The organism is Rhodococcus indonesiensis (assembly GCF_047782815.1).
GTDB lineage: Bacteria > Actinomycetota > Actinomycetes > Mycobacteriales > Mycobacteriaceae > Rhodococcus > Rhodococcus indonesiensis.
In genome coordinates this window covers 4,261,892-4,280,951 of record NZ_CP180630.1, presented here as the reverse complement: position 1 = coordinate 4,280,951, position 19,060 = coordinate 4,261,892, and the positions used below count along the sequence as shown (strand labels likewise).

Genomic DNA, 19,060 nt, shown 5'->3' with positions numbered 1-19,060 from the left:
AACGCGATAGGCTGGCGCGCGATGACGGTGATGTGGTTCGGACTGGCGGCGATCGCACTCGCGGGTGCGTTGGCGCTGCTCTACGTCGACCGCACGCGGCGTGAACAGTCCGGTCGCGTGCGGGAGATCTGGGCGCGCGCCCAGGGCTACAAGTACAGCGCCGCCGACGACTCCCTGCCCGGGCACTGGCACCGGGCGGCCCTGGCCAAGCAGGAGTATCTCGGCGCGGTGGACGTCGTCCACGGCATCCGCCGCGGCGAGGAGTTCATCCTCTTCGACATCGAGGAGACCGCGACGATCGTCGCGGTGCGCCGCAAGGTCGGCTCCGACGTCGACATCGACCTGCGCCTGAAGTCGACGCCGCCGCCGAAGGACCCGGACATGAACCTGCTCGGCGCCATCGGACCGCGCATCGTGTTCGCCACCGACCTCGAGATCGCCCGCCGCATCTGTGACCAGCGCATGGTCGCGTACACCGAGTCGATCCCCCCGCACGTGCAGATGCTGTGGAGCGAGGGCGAATGGACCCTCGGCTCGATTCCCGTGGGCAGCACCGGCCGCGAATGGGACTCGGCCATCGAGACCGTCGCCCGGCTCTCCGGAATCCTGCACGTGCTGCCGCCGATCGTGGAGCCGCAGGAACTCGACCGGGCCGCGCACGATCCCGGCCGCCCCTCCGCGCGGCGCTGAGCGCACGTCGCCGGAAACGGCCGGCGCGCTGCGCTAGCTTTACCCCATGACTTCCGCTGCCACCCGGCCCGTCGCCCTGGTCACCGGCCCCACCTCGGGCATCGGCGCAGGCTTTGCGCGCGCACTCGCCGGCAAGGGGTACGACCTCGTGCTCGTCGCCCGTCGCGAGGAGAGCCTGCGGTCCCTCGCCGACGAACTGGCCTCCCGTTTCGGCACCACCTCCGAGATCCTCGCCGCCGACCTGGCCACCGAGGACGGCCGCGCGGCCGTCGCCCGCCGCCTCGCCGAGGGCGTGGAGATGCTCGTCAACAATGCCGGTTTCGGCACCTCCGGTGAGTTCTGGACGGCCGACCCGGCGGTGCTGCAGGCACAGCTCGACGTCAACGTCACCGCCGTGATGCAGCTGACCCGGGCCGCGTTGCCGCCGATGATCGCCGCCGGCAAGGGCAGCATCGTCAACGTCGCCAGCGTCGCCGGTCTGCTCTCCGGACGTGGGTCGACGTACTCGGCGAGCAAGGCCTACGTCGTTTCGTTCACCGAGGGATTGTCCGGTGGGCTCGCCGGCACCGGGGTGAAGGTGCAGGCGCTGTGCCCCGGCTTCGTGCACACCGAGTTCCACGAGCGGGCCGGGATCGAGATGAGCTCGATTCCGGAACTGATGTGGCTCGACGTGGACACCGTGGTGCGGACCTCCCTCACCGACCTCGAGGCGGGCAAGGTGATCAGCATCCCGGGCCTGCAGTACAAGGTGCTCACGACGGTGGGCCGGCTCGTCCCGAAGAACCTGGTGCGCCGGGCGACCAACCTGGTCGGCCGGGGCCGGGGCCGGACGTAGGCCGCGCCGGATAACGGTCCGGACACGGCGCCACGACACGGCGCGTCGCGCTCCGGGTGTCGCCGCGGCTGCGCGGTAGATTCCGGCCTGTGACGTCTGTGGCTCTTGTGATTGTCGTTGCGGTCGTGGTGATCGTGCTGCTGTGGACGCGTGCCGCCGTCCGCCGCCTCCGGGTGCTGAAGATGCGCCACCGCGACAGCCTGCGCCTGCTGACCAACGAACTCGACGACCGCTACGACCAGGTACCCGCACTCATCGCGGCGTCCGCCGGGGCAGGCATGGACCGCAGTCGGCTCAGCTCCGTCGTCGGGGCGCGATCCCTGGCGATCGCCATGCGCGACCAGCGGCTGTCCCTGGGGGAGCGGGCCGCCGCGGAGAACACCCTGTCGGCGGCCCTGCACGAGCTGATCGGCGTCCTCGACGGCGTCAACCACTGGCCGTTCATCCGCGTCGCCCGCGAACTGCGGACCCGCGAGCAGCGCATCGCCGGGGCGGCCCGCGTCCACAACGATCTCGGCCGCACCATCAACACCGCGGCCACCACCTTCCCGACCTCGGTGTTCGCACGCATCGCCGCGGTCGGGCCCGTCCCGCTGTTCGAGGTCGCCGCCCCGCTCGCCCCCGTCGCCGTCGCCCCGCCGGCGTCGGCGCCGGCCGCCTCCGCAGACGCGCCGACCGGCGGATCGGACACCGTCGCCGCCTGACCGCCGGACCCCGGCTAGGCTCGTCGTCGCCGGCGCCCACGGGCGCGGCGTGGAACGAGAGACGGTAAGGGGTTGCGATGACCGATCGCGAGGAGTTGGCTGCGCTGGTCCGAGAACTGGCGGTGGTGCACGGCAAGGTGACCTTGTCGTCCGGCAAGGAGGCCGACTACTACGTGGATCTTCGCCGTGCCACCCTGCACCACCGGGCCGGGCCCCTGATCGGCAAGCTCATCCGGGAACTGGTCGCCGACTGGGACTTCGACGCCGTCGGCGGACTCACCATGGGCGCCGACCCGGTCGCGCTCGCAGTCATGCACGCACCGGGCCGTCCGATCGACGCGTTCGTCGTCCGTAAGGCCGCCAAGGCGCACGGGATGCAGCGGCAGATCGAGGGCCCCGACGTGCTCGGCAAGCGGGTCCTGGTGGTCGAGGACACGACCACCACCGGCAACTCCCCGCTCACCGCCGTCAAGGCCCTGCGCGACGCCGGCGCGACGGTCGTGGGTGTCGCCACCGTTGTCGACCGGGCCACCGGCGCCGGCGAGGTGATCGCCGCGGAGGGCGTGGAGTACCGCTACCTGCTGGGCCTGCAGGACCTGGGACTGCAGGACGCCTAGGGCCGGTCGGGTGCGACGGACCGCGGCCCGCCTCGCGGACGGCCGGGCACTGTTCTACTTCGACGACACCGAGCCGTACGCCGGGGGCGGCGCGGTGCGGGAACGGCACGACACGCGGCGGCTGCCGCCGGCCGGGGCGGCCTCCGAACTGCGCTTCGACCCGCTCACGGGGGAGTGGGTGGTCTCGGCGTCGCACCGCATGGACCGCACCTTCCTGCCGGACCCCGCGGACTGCCCGCTGTGCCCCACCCGGCCGGGCCGGGCCGCCACCGAGATCCCCGCCGACGACTACGACGTGGTGGTGTTCGAGAACCGTTTCCCGGCCCTCGGATCCGGTAGCGCCGACGCCGGTCCGGTGGACGGCGACCCGCTGTGGCCGCGACGGCCCGCGGCAGGACGCTGCGAGGTGGTCGCGTTCACCGCCGACCACGAGGCCCGGTTCGCCGACCTGAGCCTCGAACGGGTCCGCACGGTGTTCGACGCACTGGCCGACCGCACCGCCGAGCACTCGGCCGCCCCCGACGTGCGGCAGGTGTTCTGCTTCGAGAATCGCGGCGCGGAAATCGGTGTGACACTGCAACATCCGCACGGCCAGATCTACGCCTACCCGTTCCTGCCGCCCCGCTCGCAGGTACTGCTGCAGCGTGCCCGCGCGCACCACGCGGCGACGGGCCGGCTGCTGCAACGCGACGTGCTCGACGCGGAACGCCGGGCGGGCACCCGCGTCGTGTGGTCCGGACGACGGTGGACTGCCTTTGTTCCGGCCGCGGCGCGCTGGCCCGTCGAGGTGCACCTCGCCCCGCATCGCGACGTGCCGGACCTCGTCGCCCTCGACGACGCCGAGCGCGACGAACTGGCGGTGGCCTACCGGGAGTTGCTGCGTCGCGTCGACCTGTTCTTCGACGGCGTGGAGCGCGTCCCCTACATCGCGGCCTGGCACCAGGCGCCGGTCGGCGACGAGCGACCGTACGGCCGTCTGTTCTGCCAGATATTCTCGCTGCGACGCGCTGCCGACAAGCTCAAGTACCTGGCCGGATCGGAGTCCGCGATGGGCGTATGGATCAGCGACACCTCCGCCGAACGCATCGCGGTGCGGCTGCGGGAACTCGCCGGATGACCGTGGCCGCGGCCGCCGCAGCCGGGTTCACGCGGGCGTTCGGCGCGGCGCCGGAGGGGGTGTGGTGCGCGCCGGGCCGGGTGAACCTGATCGGTGAGCACGTCGACTACGCGGGTGGGCTGTGCCTGCCCCTGGCGCTGTCGCGAGTGACGGCCGCCGCCGTCCGGCGCCGCGACGACGGCACGCTCCGGCTGGTGAGCGAGGGCTTCGGCGGTGTGTCCTTCGGGCGGCTGGGGCAGCCCGAAGGACACACCGGCGGCTGGGGCGCCTATGTCCTCGGGGTGATCGGCGCGCTCGACCCGCCCGGATTCGCGGGGGCCGACATCGCGATCGCCTCCGACGTGCCGATCGGCGCGGGCCTGTCGAGTTCGGCCGCGCTCGAGGCGGCCGTCGCTCTCGCCCTGGCCGAGCTGTCCGGACTGCCGGTCGACGATCCGGGCCGGGCCGCCCTCGCCGCCGCCTGCATGCGGGCCGAGAACGACTACGTCGGCGTCCCCACCGGCGGCATGGACCAGCAGATCGCGTTGCGCGGGCGGGCCGGGCACGCGCTTCTGCTGGACTGCGCGACCGGCGAGGTCGAGCACGTCCCGATCGACCTCGAATCGCACGGCCTGGCACTGCTCGTCGTCGACACCGACGCCCCGCACCGCCTCGTCGACGGACAGTACGGGCAGCGGCGCCGCGACGTCGAGGAGGCCACGCGCCGGCTCGGGAGCCTGCGCGAGGTCGGCACCGTCGCTGCGCTCGATGCGCTGACCGACCCGGTGCTGCGGCGCCGGGCCGGGCACGTCGTCACCGAGATCGCCCGGGTCCGCGCCGCCGTCGCCGCACTGCGCGACGATGCCCCGGAACGGCTCGGGCCGATACTCGACGCCGCGCACCGGTCGCTGCGGGACGACTTCGAGGTCAGCTCCGTCGAACTCGACAGCGCCGTCGACGCCGCGCGCGGCGCCGGTGCGCTGGGTGCGCGCATGGTCGGTGGCGGATTCGGCGGCTCGGCGATCGCGTTGTGCCGGGCGACGGACGTCGACGCGGTAGCACAGGCCGTCACGGTGGCCGCCCGCGAGCGGGAGCTGCCGCGCCCGAAATTCCTGCGGGCGACGGCGTCGGCGGGCGCCCGCCGCTGCGCCTGAGGAAAGCCGGCCGGGTGACGCCGCGCGGATCGGTACGCTGCCGGGCATGGGATGGTTCAGCCGGGACAGGTGGAACGCCGAGCACGCGGTGTTCGCCGCAGCCGCGACGGCGACGGTCGTGGGCGGGGTGCTCGGGAACGAGCGGCTGCAGCGGGTCGCGAAGCCGCTGATCGGGCCGGCGCTGGCGGTGCGGGTGCTGCGGCACGCCCCGCACACCGACCGGTCGGACACCGCCCTGCTGCTGCTCGCCCTGACCGGCGCGACGGTCGGCGACGTATTCATGATCGACCCGGACGACGACGCGCGGCTGCTGCGCGGTGCGTCCTCGTTCGCCGTGATGCAGGTCTGCTACTCGGCGCTGCTGGCCCGGCGCGGTGCCCGCCCGACCCGGTCGGCGGCGGTGCCGCGGGCGGTCGCGGCACTCGGCGCCGCCGGTCTGCTCGGCGCGAAGGCGCCCCGGGTGGCGGCCCCGCTGACGGGCTACGGTGCGCTGCTCGGGACCACCGCGACACTCGCCGCGGACCCGTCGCTCGCCCCCGGAGCCCGCCGGTTGGCCGACCTGCCGATCCCGGGCGGGGACCGGCGCAGCTGGCTGGGTCTCGGCGGCCTGGTGTTCACCCTGTCGGACGGCACCATCGTCGCGCGGCGGGTGCTGCTGCGGTCGGAGCGGGCGCGCGCCGCAGCGGAGGGGTTCGTGCTCGCGACCTATGCGCTGGCGCAGTTGCTCCTCGTCGAAGGCAAGCTCGCGCTCGGCCGGGAGACCGCCCCCGCAGCCCGGCCGTCGGTATAGACGACACGCTCGCAGGGCACGTCGACTACGGGCAGAGGACGATGCGGTCCCGGTCGTGCGGGTCGACGCGGATGCCCACGACCCGGCCCGGCTCGAACCGGTCGAGATCCTCACGGGCGATCTCGTAGAGCACCCGTCCGTGGTACGGCTGGGAACCCGGCACCGTCAGGTCGAGATCCAGCTCGGTGAGTTCGCCGTTGTCCACGGTGTGCCCGAGGTGCCGGGCCGAGGTGATGGTGGCCCAGCCCTCGAGTCCGCGGCGGGCGAGGCGGCGGTCGGCGCGCGGCGGCCGCCCGGCGAGCATCATGGCGATGCCCAGCGCCGAGCCGTACGCGGCCAGCAGGAACATGATCTGGTAGGGGACGGTGCCCTCGGGAGAGTCGCCGACGAACAGCCCCAGCCACAGGGCCAGGACGACGAGGTAGCCGGCGGTGACGAACGCGACGGCACGAACGACTCGAACGTGGTTCATTGCTCCTCCGATGCCAGGATAGTCCGTGACCTGCGCCACGTTCGGCGTCGCTACGCTGCAACCATGGATTCGCCCACTGCGTTCGTCACCGGTGCCGCCTCGGGAATCGGCCGCGCCACCGCCCTGCTCCTCGCCCGCCGCGGCTACCGGGTTGCCGCCGTCGACGTCGACGCCGCCGGCCTCGAGGCGCTCGCCGCCGAGCAACCCGGCGTCGTCACCGCGGTCCTCGACGTCACCGACGCGACGGGCTGGGAGCACGCACTGAAGGCGTTCTGCACCGACGGCACCCTGGACCTGCTCGTCAACAACGCGGGCGTCCTGGCCTCGGGGCCGTTCGAGACGACCCCGCTCGAGCGGCACCGGCAGATGGTCGACGTCAACGTCGCCGGGACGATCATCGGCTGCCACAGCGCGTTCGAGTACCTGCGTCGCACGCCCGGCGCCCAGGTGGTCAACCTCTGCTCGGCGTCGGCGCTGTACGGACAGCCGGAGCTCGTCACCTACAGCGCCACCAAGTTCGCCGTGCGCGGGCTGACCGAGGCCCTCGATCTGGAATGGGCTCCGCACGGAATCCGGGTGGTCGCGTTGTGGCCGCTGTTCGTCGACACGGCGATGACCCAGGACATGAACGTCGGGGCCTCGCGGCGGCTGGGGATCCGGCTCGACGCCGACGACGTCGCGCGAGCCCTGTACGAGCTGACCCGTCCGGGCCGGCGGGCGGCAGGTGTCCACCACGCCGTGGGCTGGCAGGCGAAGGCGTTCGCCGCCTTCGCCCAGGTCACACCCGCCCGGCTCAATCGCCTGGTCAACCGGTGGGTGACCGGCAGCTGACGCGGTCTCGCTAGAGTGGCGGGCGAATCAGCGACGGAAGGGAGTCGGGTGAACGTGCGTCGGATGTCGTCGATCGGTGCGGCCGCGGTCGCGGTGCTGGCACTGGCCGGGTGCGGAAGTTCTTCGGAGGACGCGGGGGAGCCGGCTGCCGCGTCGTCGACGAGCGCGGCCGTCACGACCACCACGACCACGACGGTGGCCCCTGCCCCGACGACCACCGAGACCACGTCGACCACCTCGGTCCCCGAGAGCGCTCCGACGACCCCCGCCGACGTGCAGTACGAGCGCAACGAGTCGTACTACTTCACCAGCCCGGACGGCGGGTTCCGGTGCGGCATCGTCAAGCTGCCCTCCCGCACCGAGGCGGGTTGCGAGGGCGTCACGGATCCGGTGCCGCCGCGGCCCGAGAACTGCATGGTCAACTGGGGTAACGGTATTCGTGTGCAGGACACGGGACCCGCGGAGTTCATGTGCTCGGGTGGGTCGGTCTACACCTCCGGCGGCGACGATCCGGTCCTGCCGATCGGGTCGAAGTTGAGCAAGCTCGGCTACACGTGCGAGACCACCGCCGCCGACGTCTCCTGCGTCAACGACGCCACCGGGCACGGCTTCACGATCGCTGCCACCTCGAACACGACGTTCTGACCGTGCAACTCGACGACGTTCCGGGTCCCACCGAGTGGGGTGAGCACCCGCACGGGTACGGTCCGTGGGTCGAGGAGTACGGCACCGAACCCCCGCGGGATCCGCGCTACGACCCGGAGCTGCTCGCCCACGGTGACCGGCGCAACGTCGTCGACGCGTACCGCTACTGGACGCGCGAGGCGATCGTCGCCGACATCGACACCCGCCGCCATCCGCTGCACGTGGCAATCGAGAATTTCGGGCACGACGCGAACATCGGCACCGTGGTGCGCACGGCGAACGCGTTCGCGGCGGCCGCCGTGCACATCGTCGGCCGCCGGCGCTGGAATCGTCGCGGCGCGATGGTGACCGATCGGTACCAGCATCTCGTGCACCACCCCGATGTCGACTCCCTCCTCGGCTGGGCGGCCGGACAGGGACTGACGATCGTCGCGGTGGACAACACACCCGGATCGGTGCCGCTGGAAACCGCGCAGCTGCCCCGCGCGTGCCTGCTGCTGTTCGGCCAGGAGGGCCCCGGTGTGACGGCGCGGGCGCGGGAGGTCGCCGCGACGACCGTGTCCATCGCCCAGTTCGGCTCGACCCGCAGCATCAACGCCGGCGTCGCCGCCGGGATCGCCATGCACGCCTGGATCCGGCAGCACGCCGACCTCGACCACGCCTGGTGAGGAAACATTCGACGAGGTGCGGCCGATAGGGGAAAGCTGGTAGCGGTAGCGACGGTGAGACGAGGTTGGCGACGACATGTCGGATTTGTGGGCCGAGCGGGCGGATCTCGCGGAGGCTGCAGTCACGTCGCGGCACGTGCGGCGGTTGTGGGCGCTGCCCGGCACCGCGCTCGCAGTCGTCGGATGGCCGGCGGTGCGCCGCGAGCGGCTCTTCCTCGCCTGGCACTACTGGTGGCAGGCCCACCTGATCGATCTCGCGGTCGACGCCGCCGAGCGGGAGGCGACGCCGCGGCGCCGGCGCCGGGTGGTGCGGCTGACGCGCTCGCACCGGATCCGCAACCTTCTCGGCTGGACCAACAACTACTTCGACGACATGGCCTGGCTCGGCCTCGCTCTCGAGCGCGCGCAGCGGCACCTGTACGTCGACCGCCGCGACGCCATCGCCGTCCTCGAGAAGGAGTTGTTCGAGGCGTGGGCACCCGAGCGGGGCGGGGGCATCCCCTGGCGGCGCCGCGACGACTTCTACAACACCCCGGCCAACGGCCCGGCGGGGCTGCTGCTCGCCCGCACCGGCAAGCTGCTGCGGGCCCAGGAGATGGCGGACTGGATCCACGAGACGCTGCGCGATCCGGAGACCGGCCTGATCTTCGACGGGATCCGCGGTGACCGGGTCGAGCGCGCGGTCTACACGTACTGCCAGGGTGTCGTGCTCGGCTTGGAGACCGAGCTGGCGGTGCAGATGGGCGAGCCGCGGCACCGGGAGCGGGTGCACGCCCTCGTCGAGGCCGTCGACACCCAGTTGGCCGAGCGTGGGGTGATCACCGGCGGTGGCGGTGGGGACGGGGGCCTGTTCAACGGCATCCTCGTCCGGTACCTGGCGATGGTCGCGACGACGCTGCCGGTCGTCGACGCGGAGGACGAACGCGCTCGCCGGCTCGCGGCGCGGATCGTGCTCGCGTCCGCGCAGGCCGCGTGGGCGAACCGCCTGCAGATCGAGGGGCTGCCGTTGTTCGGGCGGGACTGGTCCGTGCAGGCCCGGCTGCCCGGCACGGCACCCGGGATCGCGCGTTTTTCCGGCGGCACGGTGCGCAGCTCGGGAGTGGCGGAACGGGATCTGTCGGTGCAGCTGAGCGGGTGGATGCTGATGGAATCGGCGTACGCCGTCGCCGCCGAGCGGGCGCCGGGGCCGAGTTCTGCGCGACCCGACGGCACCCGTTTTGAAAACGGTTATCGATAACAGTTATCGTCGACGGCATGACCGCCGCGACCCCACTGCCCGTCACCGTGCTCTCCGGCTTCCTCGGCGCAGGCAAGACCACGCTGCTCAACCACATCCTCGCCAACCGCGACGGCGCACGCGTCGCGGTCGTCGTCAACGACATGAGCGAGATCAACATCGACGCCGCGCTCGTCGACGGCAGCCTCGACCGCACCACCGAGAAGCTCGTCGAGCTCACCAACGGCTGCATCTGCTGCACGCTCCGCGAGGACCTGATCGAGACGGTCGCGCGGCTCGCCCGGGAGAACCGATTCGACCACCTCGTGATCGAGTCGACCGGCATCTCCGAGCCGATGCCCGTCGCCGCGACGTTCGACTGGGAGTTCGACGACGGCTTCCGCCTCGGGCAGCTCGCGCGCCTCGACACGATGGTCACGGTCGTCGACGCCACCACATTCCTCGCCGAGCTCACGCGCGGCGACCGACTCGACGAGCGCGATCTCGAGGCCGGCGAGGGCGACGAGCGCAGCATCTCCGACCTGCTCGTCGACCAGGTCGAATTCGCCGACGTCCTGCTGCTCAACAAGACCGACCTGGTGAGCGACGCCGTCGTCGGGGCCGTCGAGGCCACCCTGCGCCGGCTCAACCCGACGGCACGGCTGCTGCGCACCGTCCACGGCGCCGTCTCGATCGGCGAGGTCGTCGGCACCGGACGCTACGACCCGGAGGCGGCGGCACTCGCCCCGGGCTGGGCCGAGGAACTCGCCGGCGGCCACACCCCCGAGACCGAGGAGTACGGCATCCGCAGCGTCGTCTACCGCGCCGACCGCCCCTTCGACCGCGCCCGGCTCGAGGCGGCCGTGGAGAATCTGCACGGGGTGCTGCGCAGCAAGGGCTTCTGCTGGTTCGCCGACGACCCGGACACCGCGGCGATCTGGTCGCAGGCCGGCCCCAACCTGGTGCTCGAACCGGCACAGCCGTGGTCCCGGACCGGCGAGACGCCGGGTCAGGAGATCGTCTTCATCGGGGTGCGTCTGGACCCGGACACTCCGCGCCGCATCCTGGACCCCGCCCTCGCCTGAACGCGCATCCACACACCTTCAGGACATCGACAACGGTCGCGACCGCTGTCGACGTCCGGGAGCGTTCAGGCCGTGTCGGACCTCGCGTACGGCCGACGGTCAGTCGGGGTCGACGTCCGCGATCTCCACGTCCACCGCCGGCCGCGCCATCTCGATCCGGTACTGCCGGACGCCGAGCACAGTGCCCACGACGAGGACGGCGGCCATCACGGCGAGGACCGTCGGCAGCAGCCACGAAACCCGCTCGAGGTACTCGCCGAAGTAGAACCCGACGAGCAGCAGGACCGGCGCCCACAGGATCGCACCGATCGTGGACGCGATCGTGTACCGGGTGTGGTTCATCCGCGCGGCCCCGGCCACCAGCGGCGACAGCGTCCGCACCCATGGGATCCAGCGGGCGATCAGCACCGCCCAGAACCCGTACCGGTCGAGCAGGGCATTGACCTTCCGCAGGTTCGCCACGTTGAGGTACCGGCCGTTGCGGCGGGCGATGAGGTGGTGACCCCGCCGGTGGCCGATCACGTAACCCACCTGGTTCCCGGCGATCGCGGCCACCATCGCCCCGACCGACAGGGCCCACACCTGCGCCGCACCGGAGTGGTGGGCGGCCAGCACGACCCCGGCGGTCAGCAGCATGGAGTCCCCGGGCAGGAACAGGCCGAGGATGATGGCGCATTCGACGAACACGAACGTCACGACGACGAGCCACACCAGAGCGGGCCCGGCGGTTTCGAGCGGACCGAAGGTCTCCGCGGCGAGAATCATGGAGGACGCGTTCGCGCGCGTGCTCAGGGCGTGGTGTCGCGACGCGTCGTCGGCACCGGCACCGTGTCCGCAGTGGCTTCGGCCTCGACGGCGGTGGCCTCGGCCTCGACGACGGCGGCGGCCCTGCGCTTGGCGATCAGGTGCTTGCCGACCTCGAGGATGATCGGGACGACGGAGACGAACACGATGAGCAGGAAGATGATGTCGATGTTGTCGCGGATGAAGGCGATCTGACCGAGCAGATAGCCCAGCAGCGTCACGCCGGCACCCCACACGATGCCGCCCACGATGTTGTAGGTGAGGAACACCGGGTACTTCATGCGGGACGCGCCGGCGACGACCGGCGCGAAGGTGCGCACGATGGGCACGAACCGGGCGAGGACGATCGTGATCGGACCGTGCCGCTGGAAGAAGTCCTCGGACTGGTCGATGTAGCCCTTGTTGAAGATCTTCGAGTCGTAGCCCTTGAACAGGCGCGTACCGCCCTTGGCGCCGATCCAGTAGCCCACCTGGTCGCCCAGGATCGCCGCGATCGGGATCGTCACCATCAGCACCCACAGCGGCGCGAACGGCGGGATCTCCTCGGATTTCGAGGCGGCGATCAGACCCGCGGTGAAGAGCAGCGAGTCGCCCGGCAGCAACGGGAACAGCAGACCCGACTCGATGAACACCACGAGCAGCAGGCCGATGAGCACCCAGGTGCCGAAGGAGTTGAGCAGATTCACCGGGTCCAGGAATCCCGGCAGTAACGCCAGATTCGTCACGGTCTCCGGGACGACGGTCACGGACTCCAGGCCTCCGAGCACACTCACGGCCACCAGAGTACCGGTGGGAGGCCGGTGACCCGAATCATGGCGGGCACCCGACTGTGTCCGCGCGCCGACAGTTGACATACTGCAGGGACAACCCTGGAGCCCTCCCGCACCCCCGGGAAGGCACCCATCGACTCTCATCTGGAGGACAGCCGCCGTGCCAATCGCGACTCCCGAGGTCTACGCCGAGATGATCGCCCGCGCCAAGGATCACTCCTTCGCGTTCCCGGCCATCAACTGCACCTCGTCCGAAACCATCAACGCCGCGATCAAGGGCTTCGCGGACGCCGGCAGCGACGGCATCATCCAGTTCTCGACGGGTGGCGCCGAGTTCGGCTCCGGCCTCGGTGTCAAGGACATGGTGACCGGCGCCGTCGCGCTCGCCGAATTCGCGCACGTCATCGCCGCGAAGTACGACGTCACCATCGCACTGCACACCGACCACTGCCCGAAGGACAAGCTGGACGGGTTCGTGCGCCCGCTGCTCGCCATCTCGCAGGAGCGGGTGAAGAACGGCGAGAACCCGCTGTTCCAGTCGCACATGTGGGACGGATCGGCCATCCCGATCGACGAGAACCTGCAGATCGCCCAGGAGCTGCTCGCCCTGTCCAAGGACGCGAACATCATCCTCGAGGTCGAGATCGGCGTCGTCGGCGGTGAAGAGGACGGCGTGGAGAACGCCATCAACGAGAAGCTGTACACCTCGATCGAGGACTTCGAGAAGACGGTCGACGCGCTCGGCGCCGGCGAGAAGGGCAAGTACCTGCTCGCCGCGACGTTCGGCAACGTCCACGGCGTCTACAAGCCGGGCAACGTCAAGCTCAAGCCGTCCGTGCTGGCCGACGGCCAGGCCGCCGCGTCGAAGAAGCTGGGCCTGGCGGCCGGCTCGAAGCCGTTCGACCTGGTCTTCCACGGCGGCTCCGGCTCGCTGAAGTCCGAGATCGACGAGGCGCTGAGCTACGGCGTGGTGAAGATGAACGTCGACACCGACACCCAGTACGCGTTCACCCGTCCGATCGCCGGCCACATGTTCGCCAACTACGACGGCGTGCTGAAGATCGACGGCGAGGTCGGCAACAAGAAGACCTACGACCCGCGCAGCTACCTGAAGAAGGCCGAGGCGTCGATGACCGCTCGGGTCGTCGAGGCCTGCAACGACCTCAAGTCCGCGGGCCGCTCGGTGTCCGCCGGCTGATCCAGCCCGCGCAGTAGTCCGACGCGAGCGGTGACACGGGCCCCGGCCCGCGTCACCGCTCGCGTCGTTTCGTTCCGCCTCTACCGTTCGCCCTCTACCGTTCGTCACGGATCATTCGCCGCAGACCTTCCAGTCCTCACCTTCGCGGGCCAGGTCGAAGGTGCGCTGGGTGACGTCGGTCGGGGTCCCGGCGGGGTGCGCCGTGACCTGTGCGATGGCCTGGCCGTCGGTGATCTGCACCTTGTCGACGCCGGTGACGACGGGCACGGTGCCCTGGTCGACGGCGGTGCGGTGGATGTCGGCGAACTGCTCGGGCGGTACCGAGGCGTAGAACTCCTGCAGTCCGCCGCACGTCGTGGTGCGCAGCGTCGTCAGGTCGCCGGTGGCGAGCGCACCGACGAAGGTCTCGACGGTGGCGCGGATCCGGGCCTCCGGGGAATTCGCCGCCCGGTCGTCCAGGTAGACCTTCACGGCCGCGGCCGCCACTGCGGCGCCGACGAGCAGACCCGCGACGAGCGCGGCGATCACCCAGCCTCGCCGGCCCCGCCGGGCGGGTGCGACGGGGTCGATGCGCTGCGGCCCCGGGACCGGCTGGACGCGCTGGGGTTCGACACGCTGGGGTTCGACACGCCGGGGTTCGATGCGCTGGGGCTCCACCCGCCGGGCCTCGGGTCGGTGCGGCTCCGGCTCCGCCGGCGGGACCCGCTGCGGTTCGGCGCGCTGGGGCACGATCCGCTGCGGCGCCTGCTTGGGGGTGTGCGTGGTGACGGCGATGCGGGCGGTGGGCGCGTCGGCGGGGGAGGACGCCGGTTCGGCGCGACGCGCGGCCGGTATGGCCACCGTCTCCGCCTCACTCGCCGAGGCCGCCTCGTCGGCGGGATCCGTGGCCGCAGCGCTGCCTTCCGAGGCTGCGCGCGGTGCCGGGTCCTCGCCGTCGTCGGGTGCTGCGGAGGTACGGGGTGTGTCCGTGGCCGGTGTGTCGTCTTGCGAGCCTGCGTGGCCCTCGGCGTCGGGCGCTGCGGAGGAACCGGGGGTGCCCGTCGCCGGCTCGGGGGACGTGGTGGTGTCTTCGTTCTTCGGATCCGGCACGCGATCCCCCTTGCTGAGCGGACGGCTGTTCTCCCGGGCAGCCTAACGACCGTCGTCCGGTGGTGGGCACAATGGTGGCCATGACGTCTTTCGGTGATCTTCTCGGACCCCAACCCACCCTGCTGCCCGGCGACGACGAAGCGGAATCGGCGCTGCTGAACCGCGAGGATCCGGCGAAGGTGGCAGCCGACCACCCGACCGCGTCGATCGCGTGGGCCTACCTGGCCGAAGCCGCCCTCGAGCGCGGCGAGACGATCGCGGCCTACGCCTACGCCCGCACCGGCTACCACCGCGGTCTCGACCAGCTGCGCCGCAACGGCTGGAAGGGCTTCGGTCCCGTGCCGTACGAGCACGAACCCAACCGCGGCTTCCTGCGGTGCGTCGCCACGCTGGCCCGCGCGGCGAAGGAGATCGGCGAGGCCGACGAGCACGCCCGCTGCCTCGACCTGCTCGAGGACTGCGATCCCCGCGCAGCCGAAGCGCTTGGCGTCGATTAGTCCCCGGCTGCCTACCAGGGACGGCATCCGCCGGCGGCTGCGCACGTCGGGGCGCCGGCTGCGGTCCTCGGCGCTGCCCATCCTGCAGTGCGCGCTCGCGGCGGGCATCGCCTGGTGGGTGGCCACGGGACCGGTCGGTCACGAGCAGCCGTTCTTCGCGCCCATCGCGGCGGTGGTGTCGCTGGGGCTGTCTCTGGGGGCGCGGCTGCGCCGGTCGGTCGAACTCGTCTGCGGGGTCACCGTGGGCATCGGTGTCGGCGACCTGATCATCTCGTTCATCGGCAGCGGTCCGTGGCAGATCGGACTCGTCGTCGCGATGGCGATGGGCACGGCGGTAGCCCTGAACAGCGGTCCGATCTTCTCCATGCAGGCCGGGAACTCCGCGGTGCTGGTGGCGACACTGATCCCGCCCGGCGGGTCCGGGGGTGTCGACCGGATGGTCGACGCCCTCGTCGGCGGACTGGTCGGCATCGCCGTCGTCGCCGTGATCCCCACGCATCCGGTCCGCCGGGCGCGCCGGGAGGCGGCGAACGTGCTGGCCACGGCGGCGGACGTGCTGCGCAAGGTCGAGACCGGCCTGGTCGAGAACAATCCGAAGCCGATCGAGGCGGCCCTGCGCGAGGCCCGGGCCACGCAGTCGGCGATCGACGCGATGCGCACCAACATCTCCGGCGGCAAGGAGATCAGTCGCATCTCGCCGCTGTACTGGAACAGCCGGCCGCGGCTCGAACGACTCACGGCCGCGGCGGACCCGATCGACAACGCCATGCGCAACACGCGCGTGCTGGCGCGCCGGTCGCTCTCGCTCGTGCGCGACGACGAGATCCTCGATCCGCGGCTGGTGCGGCGCATCGACGAACTGGCCGACGCGGTGGACGTGCTGAGGGCGATGGTCCTCGCCGAGCCGGGGGAGAAGCCGGACCAGGCGGAGGCGGCCCGGGTGCTGCGAAGTGTCGCCCGGGAGATGAAGCCGGACCAGGTACAGGGTGCGGGTCTGTCGGCCACGGTGGTGTTCGCGCAGATCCGCTCGCTGATCGTCGACCTGCTCCAGGTGGCGGGGCTGAAACGGATCTCGGCCATCGCGACCCTGCCGCCGACGGTGGAGCATCCGGCGTACCCGCCCGAGTCCTGACGCGCACCCCTCCGTTGAACATATGCGTATGTCTGCATATGATGTCCGAAACTTCGGAGGGAGGATCATGGGGGTCGGACACGGTCATTCGCACGGTCACGCCGGAGCCGGGGTGCCCGGTGAGGCGGGACCGTCGCGGGGGCGGCTGCGGCGGATGGCGATCGCCCTCGCGATCCTGGTGGCGTTCCTGCTCCTCGAAGCCGGCGTCGCGCTGTGGATCGACTCGCTCGCCCTGCTCGCCGACGCCGGACACATGCTCACCGACGTGGTGGGCATGTCCATGGGGATGGCCGCCCTGATCCTCGCGCGACGCGGCAGCACCGCCGCCGCCCGCACCTTCGGCTGGCACCGCGCCGAGGTGCTCGCCGCCATGGCGAACGCCGCACTCCTGTTCGCCGTGGCGGTCTGGGTGTTCTACGAGGCGGTCCACCGCATCGGCGACGCTCCCGACATCCCCGGAACGGCCCTCGTGCTCACCGCGACGGCCGGTCTGGCCGCCAACCTCGTCGTGATGCTGCTCCTGCGCGCCGACGCGAAGGACAGTCTCGCGGTCCGCGGTGCGTACCTCGAGGTCCTCGCCGACGCGGTCGGAAGCGTCGGGGTCCTCGTCGCCGGCGCGCTGGTCCTGCTGTTCGACTGGACCCTGGCCGACGTCGTGGTCGGCGTCCTCATCTCGCTGTGGGTGGTGCCGCGGGCGGTGCGGCTGGCCGCGGCGTCGCTGCGCATCCTCACCCAGGCGTCGCCCGCCCATCTCGACGTCGACGGGGTCCGCGCCGACCTGTCCGCCCTGCCCGGCGTCACCGGTGTCCACGACCTGCACGTGTGGACCCTGACGACCGGCATGGACGTCGCCACCGTGCACCTGATCAGCGACCACGACTCGCAGTGGGTGCTCGAATCGGCCCGCGCCGTCCTCACCTCGCACGGCCTCGAACACGCCACCGTGCAGGTCGAGACGACCGTCAACGGGCGGCGCTGCGAGGAGAACGTCACCTGGTAGCGCGGCTCAGTCCAGCCGCAGCGACCACCGGCCCGCGCGTCCGTGCAGCCGGACCCGGGCGAGTGGGCGCACGTCGATCCGCCAGAACACCCGCGGTTCCGCGCCCAGTGCGTACCCGGTCGCGGCGCGGATCACCGCCGGGTGGGTCACCGCGACGACCCGTCCCGGCGCCAGGCCGTCGAGCCATCCGGCCACCCGGTCGCCCAGCGCCGCGACGGACTCACCGCCGTGCGGTGCCGCATGCGGATCGGTCAGCCACTCGTGCAGACCCGCGGCCGGCACCTCGTCCATGGCCAGCCCCGCCCAGTCGCCGTAGTCCAGGTCCCGCAGCGCGGGATCGACGGCGGCCGTCGCACCCAGCGCGGCCGCGGTCTCGGTGGTGCGGCGCTCCGGTGCCACGACGACGCGGTCGGCCACCGGCGCCACCGCGCGCCCGAGTTCGCGTCTGCCGCGCTGCGACAGCGGTTCGTCGGCGGGGAACCGGACGGCGCGCTGCGCCTCCGTCGAGGCGTGGGCCAGCAGGGTGAGGCGAACCACGGCGACATCGAACCACACCCCGCGCGTTCGTCTTGACAGGGGACGGTGGGGGTGCGAATGTTCCTTCGTTACCCGTGCCGAGGTGCAGGCAATCCGGTGCAAGTCCGGAGCGGTCGCGCCACTGTGACCGGATGTGAAGTCCGGGAGTCAGAAAACTCCCTCGGTGCAAGGATTTTCGACGGGACGCGTTATCCCAGGAGGATGCTTTGGCTACTGTCCACACCCCCGAGTCCACGATGGGCTCGGCAGCTCTGGCTGCCGCGATCACCGCCGTCGTGCTGCTCGCCTTCGTCACCCTCTACCTGGTCGGGTTCGACCAGGGTGCCGTGTCGCGCACCGGCATGTTCATGCACGAACTGATGCACGACGGCCGGCACCTGCTCGGCCTGCCGTGTCACTGAGCGCGGGGGCCGTCTCGTCGCACCCGGCCGCTGCCGCCTCGGACAGCAGCCCGTTGACCGGCCCCTACACCCGGATCCTGCTGCGCGGCCTGCTCGCCGGTCTCCTCGCCGGCCTGCTCGCCGGCGCCGTCGCGTTCGTGATCGGCGAGCCGCACATCGAGGCCGCGATCGCGCTCGAGGAGTCCGCCGCCGAGCACGCCGCCACCGGCGCGCACACCCACACGCACGAGGCCGGATCCGCCGGCCACAGCCACGGCGAGGACGCTCTCGTCGGCCGCACCGGGCAGAAGGCGGGCCTGATCCTCGCCACCACCCTCGGCGGGCTGGCGCTCGGTGCGCTGTACGCCTCGGTGCTGCACTTCGCGCGGCGCCACACCACGCTGCCGGGCCCGGTGCTCGGCCTGCTCGGCGCCGGGGCGGGCTGGCTCGCCGTCGCCGCGGTGCCGTTCCTGAAGTACCCGGCCAATCCGCCCGCGGTGGGGGACCCGGACACCATCGACCAGCGCACGCTCCTGTGGGTCGCGACGGTCGTGCTCGGCCTCGCCGCGCTCGCGGTGGCGGTCGTCGTCTCGAAGGCCCTCGCGCGCCAGGAGATGCGTACCGTCCGGCTCGCCGGACCGGTCCTGGCCTTCCTCGTCGTGGTGGGCCTCGGATACGCGGTGCTGCCGACGATCGACGAGGTCGGGGCGGACTTCCCGGCGACGCTGCTGTGGGACTTCCGCATTGCCTCCGTGGTGATCCAGACCACGCTGTGGTTCGCCCTGGGGGTGGCGTTCGCGTTCCTCACCGAACGCGCCGATCGACGCGCATTCGCCCGCGTGGCGTAGCC

At 71.8% G+C, this 19,060-nt stretch carries 23 protein-coding genes and 1 riboswitch; of the genes, 18 read left to right on the top strand and 5 right to left on the bottom strand.

The genetic code is table 11. The features are described from left to right. Nucleotides 1-30: 30 nt before the first annotated feature. The 7 genes from ACM26Y_RS19660 to ACM26Y_RS19630 all read left to right on the top strand — a co-directional run bounded on the left by ACM26Y_RS19660 (nt 31) and on the right by ACM26Y_RS19630 (nt 5,886). Nucleotides 31-690 carry a hypothetical protein gene (locus ACM26Y_RS19660; RefSeq protein WP_416063714.1) on the top strand — a complete coding sequence of 220 codons (660 nt, stop codon included), beginning with the start codon at nt 31-33 and terminating at the stop codon, nt 688-690. A 46-nt stretch (nt 691-736) separates the two neighbouring features. Next, a complete protein-coding gene (locus tag ACM26Y_RS19655; RefSeq protein WP_416061657.1) occupies nt 737-1,525 on the top strand; it encodes an SDR family NAD(P)-dependent oxidoreductase in 789 nt (262 codons plus the stop codon). Between the two features lie 107 nt (nt 1,526-1,632). Further along, nucleotides 1,633-2,229 (top strand): LemA family protein, encoded by a 597-nt coding sequence (locus tag ACM26Y_RS19650; protein ID WP_416063713.1) that lies wholly within the window; start codon nt 1,633-1,635, stop codon nt 2,227-2,229. Between the two features lie 77 nt (nt 2,230-2,306). Continuing rightward, a complete protein-coding gene (pyrE, locus tag ACM26Y_RS19645; protein ID WP_048772104.1) occupies nt 2,307-2,846 on the top strand; it encodes an orotate phosphoribosyltransferase in 540 nt (179 codons plus the stop codon). A 10-nt stretch (nt 2,847-2,856) separates the two neighbouring features. Further along, nucleotides 2,857-3,963, top strand: a complete 1,107-nt coding sequence (gene galT, locus ACM26Y_RS19640) for a galactose-1-phosphate uridylyltransferase (protein WP_416061656.1) — start codon at nt 2,857-2,859, stop codon at nt 3,961-3,963. After that, entirely contained in the window at nt 3,960-5,096 is a 1,137-nt protein-coding gene (galK, locus tag ACM26Y_RS19635; protein WP_416061655.1) for a galactokinase, read from the top strand. Before galT ends, galK begins: the two co-directional genes overlap by 4 nt. Nucleotides 5,097-5,142: 46 nt before the next feature. Further along, nucleotides 5,143-5,886 (top strand): lysoplasmalogenase family protein, encoded by a 744-nt coding sequence (locus ACM26Y_RS19630; protein ID WP_416061654.1) that lies wholly within the window; start codon nt 5,143-5,145, stop codon nt 5,884-5,886. Between the two features lie 25 nt (nt 5,887-5,911). On the opposite strand, the gene ACM26Y_RS19625 is transcribed toward ACM26Y_RS19630, so the two are convergent. Beyond that, entirely contained in the window at nt 5,912-6,358 is a 447-nt protein-coding gene (locus ACM26Y_RS19625) for a hypothetical protein (RefSeq protein WP_289381535.1), read from the bottom strand. A gap of 63 nt (nt 6,359-6,421) precedes the next feature. Between ACM26Y_RS19625 and ACM26Y_RS19620 the strand changes: the two genes are divergently transcribed. From ACM26Y_RS19620 to ACM26Y_RS19600, 5 genes are all read left to right on the top strand, one after another. Then, a complete protein-coding gene (locus tag ACM26Y_RS19620) occupies nt 6,422-7,189 on the top strand; it encodes an SDR family oxidoreductase (protein WP_416061653.1) in 768 nt (255 codons plus the stop codon). 63 nt (nt 7,190-7,252) lie between these two features. Beyond that, entirely contained in the window at nt 7,253-7,834 is a 582-nt protein-coding gene (locus tag ACM26Y_RS19615) for a hypothetical protein (RefSeq protein ID WP_416061652.1), read from the top strand. A 2-nt stretch (nt 7,835-7,836) separates the two neighbouring features. Beyond that, a complete protein-coding gene (locus ACM26Y_RS19610; protein WP_003938370.1) occupies nt 7,837-8,502 on the top strand; it encodes a TrmH family RNA methyltransferase in 666 nt (221 codons plus the stop codon). Nucleotides 8,503-8,578: 76 nt separating this feature from the next. Further along, the gene (locus ACM26Y_RS19605; protein ID WP_416061651.1) at nt 8,579-9,739 is read left to right on the top strand and encodes a glycoside hydrolase family 76 protein; all 1,161 of its coding nucleotides are present in this window, start codon (nt 8,579-8,581) and stop codon (nt 9,737-9,739) included. Nucleotides 9,740-9,756: 17 nt separating this feature from the next. After that, nucleotides 9,757-10,803 carry a GTP-binding protein gene (locus ACM26Y_RS19600; RefSeq protein ID WP_416061650.1) on the top strand — a complete coding sequence of 349 codons (1,047 nt, stop codon included), beginning with the start codon at nt 9,757-9,759 and terminating at the stop codon, nt 10,801-10,803. Between the two features lie 99 nt (nt 10,804-10,902). Here the strand turns inward: ACM26Y_RS19600 and ACM26Y_RS19595 are convergent, their stop codons facing one another. Continuing rightward, the gene (locus tag ACM26Y_RS19595; RefSeq protein WP_289381545.1) at nt 10,903-11,568 is read right to left on the bottom strand and encodes a DedA family protein; all 666 of its coding nucleotides are present in this window, start codon (nt 11,566-11,568) and stop codon (nt 10,903-10,905) included. Nucleotides 11,569-11,591: 23 nt separating this feature from the next. Then, entirely contained in the window at nt 11,592-12,386 is a 795-nt protein-coding gene (locus tag ACM26Y_RS19590) for a DedA family protein (RefSeq protein WP_289381546.1), read from the bottom strand. 151 nt (nt 12,387-12,537) lie between these two features. Between ACM26Y_RS19590 and fbaA the strand changes: the two genes are divergently transcribed. Then, nucleotides 12,538-13,575, top strand: a complete 1,038-nt coding sequence (fbaA, locus tag ACM26Y_RS19585) for a class II fructose-bisphosphate aldolase (protein ID WP_003938365.1) — start codon at nt 12,538-12,540, stop codon at nt 13,573-13,575. 111 nt (nt 13,576-13,686) lie between these two features. Here the strand turns inward: fbaA and ACM26Y_RS19580 are convergent, their stop codons facing one another. Continuing rightward, nucleotides 13,687-14,664, bottom strand: coding sequence for a hypothetical protein (locus ACM26Y_RS19580; protein WP_416061649.1), 978 nt, complete (start codon nt 14,662-14,664; stop codon nt 13,687-13,689). Nucleotides 14,665-14,744: 80 nt separating this feature from the next. Between ACM26Y_RS19580 and ACM26Y_RS19575 the strand changes: the two genes are divergently transcribed. The 3 genes from ACM26Y_RS19575 (at nt 14,745) to ACM26Y_RS19565 (ending at nt 17,293) form a co-directional block, all read left to right on the top strand. Continuing rightward, the gene (locus ACM26Y_RS19575; protein WP_003938363.1) at nt 14,745-15,161 is read left to right on the top strand and encodes a DUF3151 domain-containing protein; all 417 of its coding nucleotides are present in this window, start codon (nt 14,745-14,747) and stop codon (nt 15,159-15,161) included. Beyond that, a complete protein-coding gene (locus tag ACM26Y_RS19570; protein ID WP_003938362.1) occupies nt 15,148-16,293 on the top strand; it encodes an FUSC family protein in 1,146 nt (381 codons plus the stop codon). Before ACM26Y_RS19575 ends, ACM26Y_RS19570 begins: the two co-directional genes overlap by 14 nt. A 67-nt stretch (nt 16,294-16,360) precedes the next feature. Continuing rightward, nucleotides 16,361-17,293 (top strand): cation diffusion facilitator family transporter, encoded by a 933-nt coding sequence (locus tag ACM26Y_RS19565; RefSeq protein ID WP_003938361.1) that lies wholly within the window; start codon nt 16,361-16,363, stop codon nt 17,291-17,293. A gap of 6 nt (nt 17,294-17,299) precedes the next feature. Here the strand turns inward: ACM26Y_RS19565 and ACM26Y_RS19560 are convergent, their stop codons facing one another. Beyond that, nucleotides 17,300-17,830, bottom strand: a complete 531-nt coding sequence (locus tag ACM26Y_RS19560; RefSeq protein WP_416061648.1) for a histidine phosphatase family protein — start codon at nt 17,828-17,830, stop codon at nt 17,300-17,302. Between the two features lie 62 nt (nt 17,831-17,892). Beyond that, nucleotides 17,893-18,009, top strand: a riboswitch (cobalamin riboswitch). 57 nt (nt 18,010-18,066) lie between these two features. Between ACM26Y_RS19560 and ACM26Y_RS19555 the strand changes: the two genes are divergently transcribed. Next, a complete protein-coding gene (locus tag ACM26Y_RS19555) occupies nt 18,067-18,231 on the top strand; it encodes a CbtB domain-containing protein (protein WP_003938359.1) in 165 nt (54 codons plus the stop codon). Nucleotides 18,232-18,284: 53 nt separating this feature from the next. Next, nucleotides 18,285-19,058 (top strand): CbtA family protein, encoded by a 774-nt coding sequence (locus tag ACM26Y_RS19550; protein ID WP_416063712.1) that lies wholly within the window; start codon nt 18,285-18,287, stop codon nt 19,056-19,058. The last annotated feature ends 2 nt before the right edge of the window (nt 19,059-19,060 follow it).

Excerpts from the sequence above, each read along its gene's own strand:
- ACM26Y_RS19600 (WP_416061650.1), top strand. The coding sequence starts at position 9,757 with ATGACCGCCGCGACCCCACTGCCCGTCACCGTGCTCTCCGGCTTCCTC.
- ACM26Y_RS19630 (WP_416061654.1), top strand. The coding sequence starts at position 5,143 with ATGGGATGGTTCAGCCGGGACAGGTGGAACGCCGAGCACGCGGTGTTC.
- ACM26Y_RS19620 (WP_416061653.1), top strand. The coding sequence starts at position 6,422 with ATGGATTCGCCCACTGCGTTCGTCACCGGTGCCGCCTCGGGAATCGGC.
- ACM26Y_RS19565 (WP_003938361.1), top strand. The coding sequence starts at position 16,361 with ATGGGGGTCGGACACGGTCATTCGCACGGTCACGCCGGAGCCGGGGTG.
- ACM26Y_RS19595 (WP_289381545.1), bottom strand. The coding sequence starts at position 11,568 with ATGATTCTCGCCGCGGAGACCTTCGGTCCGCTCGAAACCGCCGGGCCC.
- ACM26Y_RS19605 (WP_416061651.1), top strand. The coding sequence starts at position 8,579 with ATGTCGGATTTGTGGGCCGAGCGGGCGGATCTCGCGGAGGCTGCAGTC.
- ACM26Y_RS19660 (WP_416063714.1), top strand. The coding sequence starts at position 31 with ATGTGGTTCGGACTGGCGGCGATCGCACTCGCGGGTGCGTTGGCGCTG.
- ACM26Y_RS19555 (WP_003938359.1), top strand. The coding sequence starts at position 18,067 with ATGGGCTCGGCAGCTCTGGCTGCCGCGATCACCGCCGTCGTGCTGCTC.
- galK (WP_416061655.1), top strand. The coding sequence starts at position 3,960 with ATGACCGTGGCCGCGGCCGCCGCAGCCGGGTTCACGCGGGCGTTCGGC.
- ACM26Y_RS19625 (WP_289381535.1), bottom strand. The coding sequence starts at position 6,358 with ATGAACCACGTTCGAGTCGTTCGTGCCGTCGCGTTCGTCACCGCCGGC.
- ACM26Y_RS19575 (WP_003938363.1), top strand. The coding sequence starts at position 14,745 with ATGACGTCTTTCGGTGATCTTCTCGGACCCCAACCCACCCTGCTGCCC.
- ACM26Y_RS19655 (WP_416061657.1), top strand. The coding sequence starts at position 737 with ATGACTTCCGCTGCCACCCGGCCCGTCGCCCTGGTCACCGGCCCCACC.
- ACM26Y_RS19615 (WP_416061652.1), top strand. The coding sequence starts at position 7,253 with ATGTCGTCGATCGGTGCGGCCGCGGTCGCGGTGCTGGCACTGGCCGGG.
- pyrE (WP_048772104.1), top strand. The coding sequence starts at position 2,307 with ATGACCGATCGCGAGGAGTTGGCTGCGCTGGTCCGAGAACTGGCGGTG.